Raw genomic sequence first — 14,238 nt, 5'->3', positions numbered from 1 at the left:
CTGGGGAATGAATCCTAATATGAACAAATTAACGTATCCAACTTCCCACATTTCGCAGGAAAAAACAAAACAAAAAAACAGGCGGTTGTACACCCGCCTGTTTTAATAAGTAAGAATTATTCAGTAATGCTAGCAACTACGCCTGCGCCTACTGTACGTCCGCCTTCACGAATAGAGAACTTAGTTCCTTCTTCGATCGCAACTGGAGCAATTAGTTCAACAGACATTTCGATGTTGTCTCCAGGCATAACCATTTCAGTTCCTTCTGGAAGGTTTACAACACCAGTTACGTCAGTTGTACGGAAGTAGAATTGTGGACGGTAGTTAGAGAAGAATGGAGTGTGACGTCCGCCTTCTTCTTTAGACAATACGTAAACTTCTGCTTTGAATTTTGTGTGTGGGTTGATAGTACCTGGTTTAGCAAGTACTTGTCCACGTTGGATTTCTTCACGTGCTACACCACGAAGAAGAGCTCCGATGTTGTCACCAGCTTCAGCGTAATCAAGAAGCTTACGGAACATTTCTACACCTGTTACAGTTGTAGATTTTGGTTCTTCAGCAAGACCGATGATTTCGATAACGTCACCAACTTTAACTTGACCACGTTCAACACGGCCAGTAGCAACTGTTCCACGACCAGTGATAGAGAAAACGTCCTCTACTGGCATCATGAATGGTTTGTCAGTGTCACGAGTTGGAGTTGGGATGTATTCGTCAACAGCAGCCATAAGCTCGTTGATTTTTTCTTCCCACTCAGCTTCTCCTTCAAGAGCTTTAAGAGCAGAACCTTTGATTACTGGGATATCATCGCCAGGGAATTCGTATTCAGAAAGAAGGTCACGAATTTCCATTTCAACTAGTTCAAGAAGTTCTTCGTCATCAACCATGTCACATTTGTTCATGAATACAACAAGGTAAGGTACACCTACTTGACGAGAAAGAAGGATGTGCTCACGAGTTTGTGGCATTGGGCCGTCAGCAGCAGATACTACTAAGATACCGCCGTCCATTTGTGCTGCACCAGTGATCATGTTTTTAACATAGTCAGCGTGTCCTGGGCAGTCAACGTGTGCATAGTGACGAGTTTCAGTTTCATACTCAACGTGTGCAGTAGAGATTGTGATACCACGTTCTCTTTCTTCTGGAGCACCATCGATTTGGTCGTAAGCGCGAGCTTCAGCTCCACCTACTTTTGCAAGTACAGAAGTGATTGCAGCTGTTAAAGTTGTTTTACCATGGTCAACGTGACCGATTGTTCCGATATTAACATGTGGTTTAGAACGATCAAATTTAGCTTTTGCCATTTTAGGAATTTCCTCCTTTAATATAAGAAAATTGTTATTTTATACTATGTGCCAAGACAGTTGACAATGTCTTCTATCTTGGCTTACATAAGTAGTTATACTTTAATAAAGAATGAAAATCAATTATTCACCTTTATTTTTTTTGATAATCTCTTCAGCGATGCTCTTAGGAACTTCTTCGTAGTGATCGAAAGTCATAGAGAACACGCCACGTCCTTGAGTGTTGGAACGCAATGTTGTTGCGTAACCGAACATTTCAGATAGAGGTACCATAGCACGTACAACTTGTGCGTTACCGCGTGCTTCCATACCTTCTACACGTCCACGACGAGCTGTGATATTACCCATGATGTCACCCATGTACTCTTCAGGGATAACAACTTCAACGCTCATCATTGGCTCAAGGATAACTGGATTACATTTTTTCGCTGCATTTTTAAGTGCTAAAGATGCTGCTACTTTAAATGCCATCTCAGAGGAGTCAACGTCATGGTAAGAACCATCAAATAGTTTTGCTTTAATATCGATTAATGGGTAGCCAGCAAGTACACCGCGGTCAAGAGCGTCTTCTAGACCAGCTTGTACAGCAGGAACGTATTCACGTGGTACTACACCACCAACGATAGCATTTTCAAATTCGAAGCCTTTACCTTCTTCATTAGGTGAGAACTCGATCCAAACGTGACCGTATTGTCCACGTCCACCGGATTGACGAGCAAACTTACCTTCAACCTGTGCAGGTGTACGGAAAGTCTCACGGTAAGCAACCTGAGGTGCACCAACATTAGCTTCTACTTTAAACTCACGACGCATACGGTCAACAAGAATATCTAAGTGAAGCTCACCCATACCTTCGATGATAGTTTGACCAGTTTCTTGGTCAGTATGAGCGCGGAAAGTTGGATCTTCCTCTTGAAGCTTTTGAAGAGCAGTAGACATTTTGTCTTGGTCTGCTTTAGATTTAGGTTCAATTGAAAGAGAGATAACTGGCTCAGGGAATTCCATGGATTCCAAGATAACCAGGTTCTTTTCTTCACATAGAGTATCTCCAGTTGTAGTATCTTTTAGACCTACAGCAGCGGCGATATCCCCAGCGTGTACTTCTGAGATCTCTTGACGGGAGTTCGCATGCATTTGCAGGATACGTCCTACACGCTCGCGTTTTCCTTTAGTAGAGTTTTGTACGTATGAACCGGAGCTCAAAGTACCAGAGTATACACGGAAGAATGTTAATTTACCAACATAAGGGTCAGTCATAACTTTGAAAGCAAGCGCAGAGAATGGCTCGCTGTCATCAGCATGACGTTCAACTTCCTCATCTGTATCCGGTAGAATACCTTTGATTGCAGGTACATCTAATGGAGATGGAAGGTAGTCGATTACAGCATCTAGCATTAACTGAACACCTTTGTTTTTGAATGCAGAACCACAGATAACTGGGTAGAATTCAACGTTTACAGTACCTTTACGGATAGCTGCTTTCAATTCCTCTTTAGTGATTTCTTCACCGCCAAGGTATTTTTCCATTAATTCTTCGTCAAGTTCTGCTACTGCTTCTATTAACTTCTCACGGTATTCTTCTGCTATTGCCATGTGCTCTTCAGGAATTTCACGAACTTCGATATCAGTACCAAGGTCGTTACCATAGAATACTGCGTTCATTTCCACTAGGTCAATGATTGCTTCGAAGTCATCTTCAGCACCGATTGGTATCTGAATTGGGTGTGCATTCGCTTGAAGGCGTTCATGTAAAGTTTTTACGGAGTATAAGAAATCCGCACCGATTTTGTCCATTTTGTTAACAAAAACAACACGTGGTACTCCGTAAGTTGTAGCTTGGCGCCAAACTGTTTCAGTTTGTGGTTCAACACCGGATTGTGCATCTAGTACTGCTACCGCACCATCAAGTACACGAAGGGAACGTTCAACTTCAACTGTGAAGTCTACGTGTCCTGGTGTGTCGATGATATTTACACGGTGTTCTTTCCAAGCTGCTGTTGTTGCAGCAGATGTGATCGTGATTCCACGCTCTTGTTCTTGCTCCATCCAGTCCATTTGTGATGCACCTTCATGAGTTTCTCCAATTTTGTGGATACGACCTGTGTAGTAAAGAACGCGCTCAGTAGTCGTCGTTTTACCAGCATCGATATGAGCCATGATACCAATATTACGAGTTTTTTCTAAGGAGAACTCTCTAGCCATTGGGTCTTTCTCCTTCCTTGTGGATATAGATTTTTAGTAGTTTTGATTTTACCAACGATAGTGAGCGAAAGCTTTGTTAGCTTCAGCCATTTTATGTGTATCTTCGCGTTTCTTAACAGAAGCGCCAGTGTTATTAGCTGCATCCATGATTTCGTTAGCTAAGCGCTCTTCCATAGTTTTTTCACCACGAAGACGAGCATAGTTTACTAACCAACGAAGTCCTAGAGTAGTACGTCTGTCAGGGCGAACCTCAACTGGTACTTGGTAGTTAGCTCCACCTACACGGCGTGCTCTAACTTCTAGAACTGGCATGATATTTTTTAAAGCTTGATCGAAAACTTCCATTGGATCGTTACCAGTACGCTCTCTTACGATATCGAAAGAAGCATAAAGGATTTTTTGGGAAGTCCCTCTTTTTCCATCGATCATCATTTTGTTGATCAATTTTGTTACAAGCTTGGAATTATATATCGGATCAGGTAATACATCTCTTTTTGAAACAGGTCCTTTACGAGGCATATTTTGTTCCTCCTTTCAAAGAAGTAATTATTTTGGTTTTAAAATTATTTTTTTGCTGCTTTAGGTTTTTTCGTACCGTATTTAGAACGACCTTGCATACGGTTGTTAACGCCTGCAGTATCAAGAGCGCCACGCACGATGTGGTAACGTACCCCTGGAAGGTCTTTTACACGTCCTCCACGGATTAATACAACACTGTGCTCTTGCAAGTTGTGGCCGATACCAGGAATGTAAGCAGTAACCTCGATTCCATTAGTCAAACGTACACGCGCATATTTACGTAACGCGGAGTTTGGTTTCTTTGGAGTCATTGTACCAACACGAGTACATACCCCACGTTTTTGTGGAGATGATACGTTTGTTTGGGATTTCTTGAAGCTATTGTAACCTTTATTCAAAGCTGGAGACTTTGATTTTTCTTCTTTAGATTTACGTGGCTTACGTACCAATTGGTTAATAGTTGGCATGATGTTTCCTCCCTTCAAAATTGGTTCCCCTAGTCCCACACATCCAGGTGGTTCATAAAAGGGTAAAAACAAAGTTTTTGCATCAACTGCAAAAACAGTTTTCTATTTCATAATGACAACAGCTGCTGCTCCAACATCTATTTTGCATGCTTTTCCGAGCAACCTCATCGAGTCTACATAATCGATTGGAACGGAATACTCTTTAGCAGCATCAATTACTTTTGATGTGATTGTTGAATCAGCATCAAGAGCAATAATAACTGTTTCGGCATTTCCTGTTCGGAGAGCTTTCACTGTTTGTTTCGTCCCTATTATCAGGTTCTTTGCCTGAGATACTTTTTCATAAGACATCATTAATATCCTCCAAAGTAACAGGTTAATAGGAGCACCTTTGCTATAGTACCATTTATAAAACATAAATGTCAACAATCGCACGAAAAAAATTAATTTGTTACCCTTATTTACTTTATATATACAGAAGATTAGCCGGATTGATCATCCGGCTACCTCTTCTGATGTAGATTGGTTACTCAGCTGGAACCGTTTCTTCCTTTTGTTCAGTTAGAACCGGAACAGCTTTACGGTAACGATGCATACCTGTACCAGCAGGTATTAACTTACCGATAATAACGTTCTCTTTAAGTCCAAGCAATTCATCACGTTTTCCTTTAATCGCTGCATCTGTAAGGACACGAGTAGTTTCCTGGAAGGATGCGGCGGACAGGAAGGAATCCGTTTCAAGAGATGCTTTTGTAATACCAAGCAATAGCGGGCGTCCCGTAGCAGGATTTTTACCTTGAAGCAACGCCTCATGGTTTGCTTTTGTGAACTGATGAATATCCAGTAATGTTCCTGGCAATACATCGGTTTCTCCGGCATCGATAACACGAATTTTCTTAAGCATTTGACGAACCATAACCTCTACGTGTTTATCGCCAATTTCTACCCCTTGCATGCGGTATACTTTTTGCACTTCTTTTAACAGGTATTCCTGTACAGAACGTACATTTGTAACTTTAAGAAGTTCTTTTGGATCAATAGAACCTTCTGTAAGTTCCTGACCAGGAACAACTGTGTCATTTACATTCACTTTCAAGCGCGCAGAGTACGGAGCTGTATAAGAGCGGCTTTCCACTGCACCTTGAATTGTGATTTCCTGTTGTTTGTCACGGACTTCGTTAATCGCTGTAACCGTACCTTCGATTTCAGCAATAACTGCCTGCCCTTTAGGGTTACGTGCTTCAAACAACTCCTGAATACGCGGAAGACCTTGTGTAATGTCGTCTCCGGCAACCCCACCTGTATGGAAAGTACGCATTGTCAACTGTGTACCAGGTTCACCGATGGATTGAGCCGCGATGATACCGACTGCTTCACCAACTTCAACCTCTTGACCAGTTGCAAGGTTACGTCCGTAACATTTTTTACATACACCATGGCGAGTGTTACATGTAAACGCAGAGCGAATTGTCACTTCTTCAATACCAAGTTCTTCGATTTTTTGAGCAAGATCTTCAGTGAAGATTTCGTTCTCATTAATCAGAACTTCGCCTGTTTCAGGATGTTTAACTTTCTTCCTTGCATAACGTCCTACAAGACGTTCTTCAAGGCTTTCAATTGTTTCTGTACCATCTTTCAAAGCTCTTACTTCTAAGCCGCGATCTGTTCCACAGTCGTCTTCTCTAACGATAACATCCTGTGCAACATCAACCAGACGTCTTGTTAAGTAACCGGAATCGGCTGTTTTCAATGCTGTATCGGCAAGACCTTTACGCGCACCGTGAGTGGAGATGAAGTACTCCAATACTGTTAAGCCTTCACGGAAACTTGATTTGATTGGGAGCTCAATAATACGACCAGCCGGGTTGGCCATCAATCCACGCATACCCGCAAGCTGCGTAAAGTTAGATGCGTTACCACGGGCTCCGGAATCACTCATCATAAAGATTGGATTCAAGTGATGTAAGGATGCCATCAGTTTGCTTTGGATATCATCCTTCGCTTCACTCCAGATTGAGATAACACGGTCATAACGTTCTTCTTCTGTGATCAAACCACGTCTAAATTGTTTCATGACACTGTCTACTTTACCTTGAGCTTTTTCAAGAATTTCTTGTTTTTCAGGTAAAACGACGATATCTGCAACCCCTACAGTAATACCTGCACGAGTCGAATATTTAAATCCTAGATCCTTCATGCGGTCAAGCATTTTGGATGTTTCTGTTATTTTAAAACGTTTAAAGACTTCAGCAATAATGTTACCAAGAATTTTCTTCTTAAATGGTTGGATTCTCTCACGATTCGCTAAGATTTCCTTCACATTTGCTCCCTTTTCAACAAAATATTTCTCTGGTGTTTTTTCTTCCAGATTGGATCTTGTTGGTTCGTTAATATAAGGGAAAGTTTCAGGAAGAATTTCATTGAATATCAATTTACCAACAGTAGTAAGCAATAATTGCTTATTCTGTTCTTCCGTAAACGTTTCGTTATTTAAAGAGCTAGCATGAACAGCTACACGAGTGTGTAAGTGAACATATCCGTTTTGATAGGCAAGTACTGCTTCATTAGTGTCGTTGAAGATCATACCTTCTCCAACTGCACCTGGTCTTTCCATTGTCAGATAATAGTTACCAAGAACCATATCCTGTGATGGAGTTACAACCGGTTTACCATCCTTAGGGTTAAGGATGTTTTGCGCAGCTAGCATCAATAGACGGGCTTCCGCTTGTGCTTCTGCAGATAAAGGTACGTGAACAGCCATTTGGTCACCGTCAAAGTCAGCGTTATACGCTGTACATACTAACGGGTGAAGTCGAATAGCTCTACCTTCAACTAATGTTGGTTCGAACGCCTGGATTCCTAGACGGTGAAGTGTCGGGGCACGGTTTAATAGAACCGGATGCTCCTTAATTACTTCTTCAAGCACATCCCAAATATCAGGAGAATGTCTTTCGATCTTTCTCTTAGCTGATTTGATGTTATGAGCCAATCCTTTTTCAACAAGTTCTTTCATTACGAAAGGCTTGAATAGTTCGATTGCCATTTCCTTCGGCAAACCACATTGGTACATTTTCAAGTTTGGTCCTACAACGATAACGGAACGACCAGAATAGTCAACACGTTTACCGAGTAAGTTTTGACGGAAACGACCTTGTTTACCTTTAAGCATATGAGACAAAGACTTAAGCGGACGGTTACCAGGTCCTGTTACAGGACGGCCACGTCTACCGTTATCAATCAATGCGTCAACTGCTTCCTGAAGCATACGCTTTTCATTTTGAACAATGATGCTTGGAGCACCTAAATCAAGCAGACGTTTCAAACGATTGTTACGGTTGATTACTCTGCGATACAGGTCATTCAAGTCAGATGTTGCAAAACGGCCGCCATCCAATTGAACCATTGGACGAAGCTCAGGAGGAATAACCGGAAGTACATCCAGAATCATCCAAGAAGGTTCGTTACCTGAATGACGGAATGCTTCCAATACTTCAAGACGTTTAATCGCACGTGTACGGCGTTGTCCCTGAGCTGTTTTAAGCTCTTCTTTCAAGGATTCTACCTCTTTGTTAAGATCGATATCCTGAAGAAGCTTTTTAATGGATTCTGCACCCATCCCAGCTTGGAACTTGTTGCCGTATTTATCACGGTATGCACGGTATTCTTTTTCAGATAGAAGCTGCTTTCTCTCTAAAGCAGTATCTCCTGCTTCTGTAACAACGTAAGAAGCAAAATAAATTACTTCTTCCAAGGCACGCGGAGACATGTCAAGCAAAAGACCCATACGGCTTGGAATTCCTTTAAAGTACCAAATATGAGAAACCGGAGCAGCCAATTCAATATGGCCCATACGCTCACGTCTCACTTTAGCTCTAGTTACTTCAACACCACAACGGTCACAAACTACACCTTTGTAGCGTACTCTTTTATATTTACCGCAGTGGCATTCCCAGTCCTTTGTAGGACCGAAAATGCGCTCACAGAACAACCCATCTTTTTCAGGTTTAAGTGTACGGTAGTTTATAGTTTCTGGCTTTTTCACTTCTCCGAAAGACCAAGAGCGAATCTTATCCGGTGAAGCAAGGCCTATTTTCATATATTCAAAATTGTTTACATCCAACAAGGGGCCTACCTCCCTTTCCGTATCCCAATATCACTAAGGTTACTCGATTGTACCAACTGTTTCTGATTCGGGACTTTTCACATCAGGATCTATGGTTAATGTATCTGCTTGGTGAATATCGTCATCATCTTCCAGATCACGCATTTCAATTTCTTTATCATCACCAGAAAGAATCTTAACATCCATACCTAAACTTTGAAGTTCCTTGATTAAAACCTTGAAAGATTCCGGAACGCCCGGTTCAGGTACATTGTCACCTTTTACAATTGCTTCATAAGTTTTCACACGACCAACAACATCATCAGATTTAACTGTAAGGATTTCTTGAAGTGTGTATGCAGCACCATATGCTTCAAGTGCCCATACCTCCATCTCACCAAAACGCTGACCACCGAATTGAGCTTTACCACCCAATGGTTGTTGCGTAACAAGTGAGTAAGGTCCTGTTGAACGGGCATGAAGTTTATCATCAACCATGTGTGCCAGTTTGATCATATACATGACACCAACGGAAACACGGTTATCAAATGGTTCTCCAGTTCTGCCGTCATAAAGAATTGTTTTCGCATCGCGAGACATACCAGCCTCTTCGATTGTATCCCAAACATCTTCTTCACGCGCACCGTCAAATACAGGAGTTGCCACATGGATTCCAAGCTGTCTTGCAGCCATACCTAAGTGCAATTCCAATACCTGACCGATATTCATACGTGATGGTACCCCTAATGGGTTCAACATGATATCGACAGGTGTTCCATCCGGAAGGAAAGGCATATCTTCTTCAGGTAAAATTCGGGAGATAACCCCTTTGTTACCGTGACGACCGGCCATTTTATCTCCTTCATGGATCTTACGTTTCTGAACGATGTATACACGTACCAACTGGTTCACACCTGGTGGCAGTTCATCACCGTCTTCACGTGTAAAGACTTTAACATCATGGACAATTCCTCCACCGCCATGCGGTACACGGAGAGATGTGTCACGAACTTCACGAGCCTTCTCACCAAAGATTGCATGTAACAATCTTTCTTCTGCAGTCAGCTCCGTAACCCCTTTAGGAGTTACCTTACCAACTAGAAGGTCACCGTCTTTAACTTCGGCACCGATGCGAATGATTCCACGGTCATCCAAGTTGCGCAGAGCATCTTCCCCAACGTTTGGAATGTCACGTGTAATTTCTTCCGGTCCAAGTTTAGTATCACGAGCTTCAGATTCATATTCTTCGATATGAATAGAAGTATATACATCGTCTTTAACAAGACGTTCACTCATAATGATGGCATCCTCATAGTTATAACCATCCCATGTCATGAAGGCAACAAGTACGTTTTGGCCTAATGCCAATTCGCCAAGCTCCATGGACGGACCATCTGCAAGAATTTCTCCTTTAACAACACGGTCACCCGATTTAACGATCGGACGTTGGTTATAACATGTTCCTTGGTTAGAACGGATGAATTTAAGGGTACGGTATTTATCAAGATTACCTTTTACCTCTTCACCATCTACTTCACTAACACGTCTTACCCAGATTTCTCTGGCTTCCACGTGTTCTACGATTCCATCGTGCTTACAAATTACAGCAGCACCGGAATCTTTACCGGATACATATTCCATACCTGTACCAACAATTGGAGCCTGCGGACGAATAAGCGGAACCGCTTGACGTTGCATGTTCGCTCCCATAAGGGCACGGTTGGAGTCATCGTTTTCAAGGAACGGGATACAAGCTGTTGCAGCTGATACAACCTGTTTAGGTGATACGTCCATATAGTCAACGCGATCACGTTTAACAACTGTATTTTCACCACGGAAACGAGCTACAACTTCCTCGTTCATAAATCCACCATCTTCAGTTAGCGGGGCATTTGCCTGTGCCACTACATAAAGATCCTCTTCATCAGCAGTCAAGTAATCCATTCGATCAGTTACTTTGCCTGTCGCAGGGTCTACCCTTCTATATGGCGTTTCAATGAAACCGTATGGGTTTACTTTTGCGAATGTAGATAGTGAGTTAATCAAACCAATGTTTGGTCCCTCAGGTGTTTCAATTGGGCACATACGTCCATAGTGGGAATAGTGAACGTCACGAACTTCCATTCCGGCACGTTCCCTTGTTAAACCACCAGGTCCAAGTGCAGACAATCTCCGTTTATGTGTCAATTCAGCAAGTGGATTTGTTTGATCCATAAACTGAGACAACTGGGAGCTTCCAAAGAATTCTTTAATAGAAGCTATAACCGGGCGAATGTTAATAAGCTGCTGCGGTGTAATTGTGTTTGTATCCTGGATGGACATTCTCTCACGAACCACACGCTCCATACGGGATAAACCAATTCTGAATTGGTTTTGCAATAGCTCACCAACTGAACGCAGACGTCGGTTACCTAAATGATCGATATCATCTGTGTCGCCAACACCATGCAGTAAGTTAAAGAAGTAACTGATAGTAGATACAATATCAGCAGGTGTAATGTTTTTAACTTTCTTTTCTACATAAGCATTGCCGATAACATTAATTACTTTTTCACCTTCAGCATCGCTCGGTGCATAGATTTTTACATTTTGAACCAGTACATCTTCTTCCACGACTCCCCCAACAGGGTTGTACGTTTTGAAGCCAATCCCATTTTCTAAGTAAGGGATGATTTTATCGAGAGTACGGCGATCCAACAAAGTATCTTTTTCAACTAAGATTTCTCCTGTTTCAGGGTCCACCAAAGTTTCAGCTACTTTTTGGTTGAAAAGACGATTTTTTATATGAAGTTTCTTGTTAATTTTATAGCGTCCTACATTTGCCAAATCATATCTCTTCGGATCAAAGAAACGTGATACAAGCAAACTTTTCGCATTTTCGACCGTAGGTGGTTCACCTGGGCGAAGACGCTCATAGATTTCAAGCAAAGCTTTTTCTGTACTTTCAGTATTATCTTTTTCCAATGTGTTACGGATGTACTCGTTATCACCGATTAGATCGATGATTTCTTGATCAGAGCCGAATCCAAGAGCACGCAAAAGAACCGTTACCGGCAACTTCCTTGTACGATCGATTCTTACGTAAACTACATCTTTCGCGTCAGTTTCATATTCCAACCATGCTCCGCGGTTTGGAATTACGGTAGCTGTGAATCCACGCTTTCCGTTTTTATCAACCTTCCCGCTGTAGTATACACTCGGGGATCGTACTAATTGGGATACGATAACACGTTCGGCACCGTTTATAACAAACGTTCCCGTTTCCGTCATGAGAGGGAAATCACCCATAAAGACATCTTGGTCTTTAACTTCTCCCGTCTCTTTGTTTACAAGTCTTACTTTAACCCGTAATGGGGCGGAGTAGGTTACATCCCGCTCCTTAGATTCTTCCACAGGATATTTCGGGTCTCCGAGGCTATAATCGATAAACTCAAGAGACAGATTTCCTGTAAAATCCTCGATAGGGGAAATGTCCTGGAACATTTCTCTTAAGCCCTCATCAAGAAACCATTGATAGGAAGAGGTTTGAATTTCAATTAAATTCGGTAATTCGAGCACTTCGCTAATGCGCGCATAGCTCCGGCGTTGGCGATGTCGTCCATACTGAACAAGTTGACCTGTCAACTGATTCACCCCTCAAATAAAGCGTTTATGATAGAATTTATATTCCAACAGCCCTATACAAGCTGATAGAACAAAAAAGAAAAAGGGTTTCAATCTGAAAACCTCAATTTCAAAAACGCATAGTATTGGTTTATTTTTTCCATATTTTCCAGAACATATACACATTTATTTATTTCTTTACCAAAATGTGCAGGGTGTCCCAAATTATATATATGCATTTTTTAATATTAACATAGGCATATTGTCAAGTCAAACTTTTTTAGACTTCAAAATATAGTACCCTTTTTTCTTTATAATGACCTCCACGTTTCCAAAAACATCTTCCATTTTAGCCATTGCGGATGGAGCTCCCTGTTTCTTTTGAATGACAATCCACAACTCGCCGCCATCCTGTAAAACACTCTTACTTCTTTCAAGTATTTCATGAACTACTTTTTTTCCGGCTCTGATGGGCGGATTCGAAACAACCGCTGCAAACTCAGTTTCCGTAACATTTTGATAAACAGAACTCTCATAAATCTTAACATTTTTGATCTCATTGATTCGAGCATTTTCCCCTGACAAATGGAGAGCTCTTTCATTCACATCTACCATATGAATTGTTCTGTCAGAAAAAGAATCAGCCAAAGATAAACCTATCGGGCCATATCCACAGCCGACATCAATGATTGGCTGTTTGCCGGAAGCCTCAGGTTCCACGAAGGCCTCGATTAACAATCTTGAACCAAAATCAACCTCACGTTTAGAAAAAACACCAGCATCTGTTTTAAAACGAAATGTCTTCCCTCTTAAAGTATAGCTCCATTCATCAGGATTACTATCAACCTGAGGATTGCGGGAATAATAATGATCTGACAACCCAGATCCCTCCTGACCAATTGCATTTCGGATCGTTTTAACGAAAACCTAAATTCCAACTTTTATTTCTAAAGTCAGAAAAAGCCCGCTGTATTTGCAGCGAGCCTTTTCATATGATGTGTGTAAAATTACTTAACTTCTACACCAGCGCCAACTTCTTCAAGTTTAGCTTTGATTTCTTCAGCTTCGTCTTTAGAAACGCCTTCTTTGATAGCTTTAGGAGTGTTATCAACAACTTCTTTAGCTTCTTTAAGACCAAGGCCAGTGATTTCACGTACTACTTTGATAACTTTGATTTTTTGATCTCCAGCGCTAGCTAGAACAACATCAAATTCAGTTTTTTCAGCTGCAGCTTCTCCGCCAGCAGCACCAACCATAGCTACAGGAGCAGCTGCAGTTACGCCAAATTCTTCTTCAATTGCTTTTACAAGATCGTTAAGTTCTAAAACAGTCATATTTTTAACTGCTTCAATGATTTGTTCTTTAGTCATTATAAGTTCCTCCTTAGTTTTTAATAAATCGTTGTATACGTATTTCTAATCAAGAAGCAATTAAGCTCCTTGTTCTTCTTTTTGTTCTGCCACTGCTTTTGTAGCAAGCGCCAAGTTGCGGATAGGTGCTTGAAGCACGCTGAGCAACATAGAAAGCAAACCTTCGCGAGATGGAAGTTCTGCAAGAGCTTTAACTTCTTCAACAGTTGCAACGTTTCCTTCGATTACACCTGCTTTAATTTCTAGAGCTTCGTGTTTTTTAGCGAAGTCGTTCAAGATTTTAGCCGGAGCTACAACGTCCTCAGTACTGAATGCAATCGCATTTGGTCCAGTAAGAGCTTCGTTAAGGTCAGAAAGTTCAACTTGATCAGCAGCACGGCGAGTCATGGAGTTTTTGTAAACTTTGAACTCGATGCCAGCTTCACGTAATTGTTTACGAAGTTCTGTAACTTCAGCAACGTTTAAACCACGGTAGTCAACAACAACTGTGGATACACTGTCTTTCAGTTTACCAGCGATTTCATCAACAATTTGTTTCTTTGCATTAACATTATTCGCATTGCTCATATTAACACCTCCTGTAGAATGTTACCATTCACACCCGTAAAAAAACCTCCATATCATGACAGACATGGAGGTACGATGATAGTCCGAACAAAATAGTTCTATTA

At 41.5% G+C, this 14,238-nt stretch carries 10 protein-coding genes and 1 other annotated feature (1 of these 11 only partly in view); all 10 genes read right to left on the bottom strand.

Features of this window, described 5'->3' with window-relative positions; translation table 11 throughout:
* Positions 1–116 precede the first annotated feature (116 nt).
* The 10 genes from tuf to rplJ all read right to left on the bottom strand — a co-directional run bounded on the left by tuf (position 117) and on the right by rplJ (position 14,134).
* Positions 117–1,304 carry an elongation factor Tu gene (gene tuf / locus AC4G3O_RS18390; RefSeq protein WP_066102999.1) on the bottom strand — a complete coding sequence of 396 codons (1,188 nt, stop codon included), beginning with the start codon at positions 1,302–1,304 and terminating at the stop codon, positions 117–119.
* Positions 1,305–1,427: 123 nt separating this feature from the next.
* On the bottom strand, positions 1,428–3,506 hold the full coding sequence (gene fusA / locus AC4G3O_RS18385) for an elongation factor G (RefSeq protein ID WP_066103001.1): 2,079 nt from the start codon (positions 3,504–3,506) through the stop codon (positions 1,428–1,430).
* Between the two features lie 48 nt (positions 3,507–3,554).
* Positions 3,555–4,025, bottom strand: a complete 471-nt coding sequence (rpsG, locus tag AC4G3O_RS18380; protein WP_066103004.1) for a 30S ribosomal protein S7 — start codon at positions 4,023–4,025, stop codon at positions 3,555–3,557.
* A 44-nt stretch (positions 4,026–4,069) separates the two neighbouring features.
* Complete coding sequence (gene rpsL / locus AC4G3O_RS18375; RefSeq protein ID WP_049672552.1) at positions 4,070–4,492, bottom strand: 30S ribosomal protein S12; 423 nt, start codon at positions 4,490–4,492, stop codon at positions 4,070–4,072.
* Between the two features lie 102 nt (positions 4,493–4,594).
* On the bottom strand, positions 4,595–4,843 hold the full coding sequence (locus tag AC4G3O_RS18370; RefSeq protein ID WP_066103006.1) for a 50S ribosomal protein L7ae-like protein: 249 nt from the start codon (positions 4,841–4,843) through the stop codon (positions 4,595–4,597).
* A gap of 175 nt (positions 4,844–5,018) precedes the next feature.
* On the bottom strand, positions 5,019–8,615 hold the full coding sequence (gene rpoC, locus AC4G3O_RS18365; RefSeq protein ID WP_066103009.1) for a DNA-directed RNA polymerase subunit beta': 3,597 nt from the start codon (positions 8,613–8,615) through the stop codon (positions 5,019–5,021).
* A 39-nt stretch (positions 8,616–8,654) separates the two neighbouring features.
* Positions 8,655–12,218 carry a DNA-directed RNA polymerase subunit beta gene (rpoB, locus tag AC4G3O_RS18360; protein WP_066103012.1) on the bottom strand — a complete coding sequence of 1,188 codons (3,564 nt, stop codon included), beginning with the start codon at positions 12,216–12,218 and terminating at the stop codon, positions 8,655–8,657.
* 249 nt (positions 12,219–12,467) lie between these two features.
* A complete protein-coding gene (locus AC4G3O_RS18355; RefSeq protein ID WP_066103016.1) occupies positions 12,468–13,076 on the bottom strand; it encodes a class I SAM-dependent methyltransferase in 609 nt (202 codons plus the stop codon).
* Positions 13,077–13,204: 128 nt separating this feature from the next.
* Positions 13,205–13,567 (bottom strand): 50S ribosomal protein L7/L12, encoded by a 363-nt coding sequence (gene rplL / locus AC4G3O_RS18350; protein ID WP_066103019.1) that lies wholly within the window; start codon positions 13,565–13,567, stop codon positions 13,205–13,207.
* 60 nt (positions 13,568–13,627) lie between these two features.
* Entirely contained in the window at positions 13,628–14,134 is a 507-nt protein-coding gene (gene rplJ, locus AC4G3O_RS18345) for a 50S ribosomal protein L10 (RefSeq protein ID WP_066103022.1), read from the bottom strand.
* Positions 14,135–14,164: 30 nt separating this feature from the next.
* Positions 14,165–14,238: a sequence feature (ribosomal protein L10 leader region), on the bottom strand; it runs 72 nt beyond the window's last position.

This window comes from Bacillus sp. z14 (2026), assembly GCF_058313575.1.
This window is presented reverse-complemented; position numbering and strand designations above follow the sequence as displayed.

Bases quoted from the DNA above. Each gene is read 5' to 3' on its own strand.
- rplJ (WP_066103022.1), bottom strand. From the start codon at position 14,134: ATGAGCAATGCGAATAATGTTAATGCAAAGAAACAAATTGTTGATGAA.
- tuf (WP_066102999.1), bottom strand. From the start codon at position 1,304: ATGGCAAAAGCTAAATTTGATCGTTCTAAACCACATGTTAATATCGGA.
- rplL (WP_066103019.1), bottom strand. From the start codon at position 13,567: ATGACTAAAGAACAAATCATTGAAGCAGTTAAAAATATGACTGTTTTA.
- AC4G3O_RS18370 (WP_066103006.1), bottom strand. From the start codon at position 4,843: ATGTCTTATGAAAAAGTATCTCAGGCAAAGAACCTGATAATAGGGACG.
- fusA (WP_066103001.1), bottom strand. From the start codon at position 3,506: ATGGCTAGAGAGTTCTCCTTAGAAAAAACTCGTAATATTGGTATCATG.
- rpsG (WP_066103004.1), bottom strand. From the start codon at position 4,025: ATGCCTCGTAAAGGACCTGTTTCAAAAAGAGATGTATTACCTGATCCG.
- rpsL (WP_049672552.1), bottom strand. From the start codon at position 4,492: ATGCCAACTATTAACCAATTGGTACGTAAGCCACGTAAATCTAAAGAA.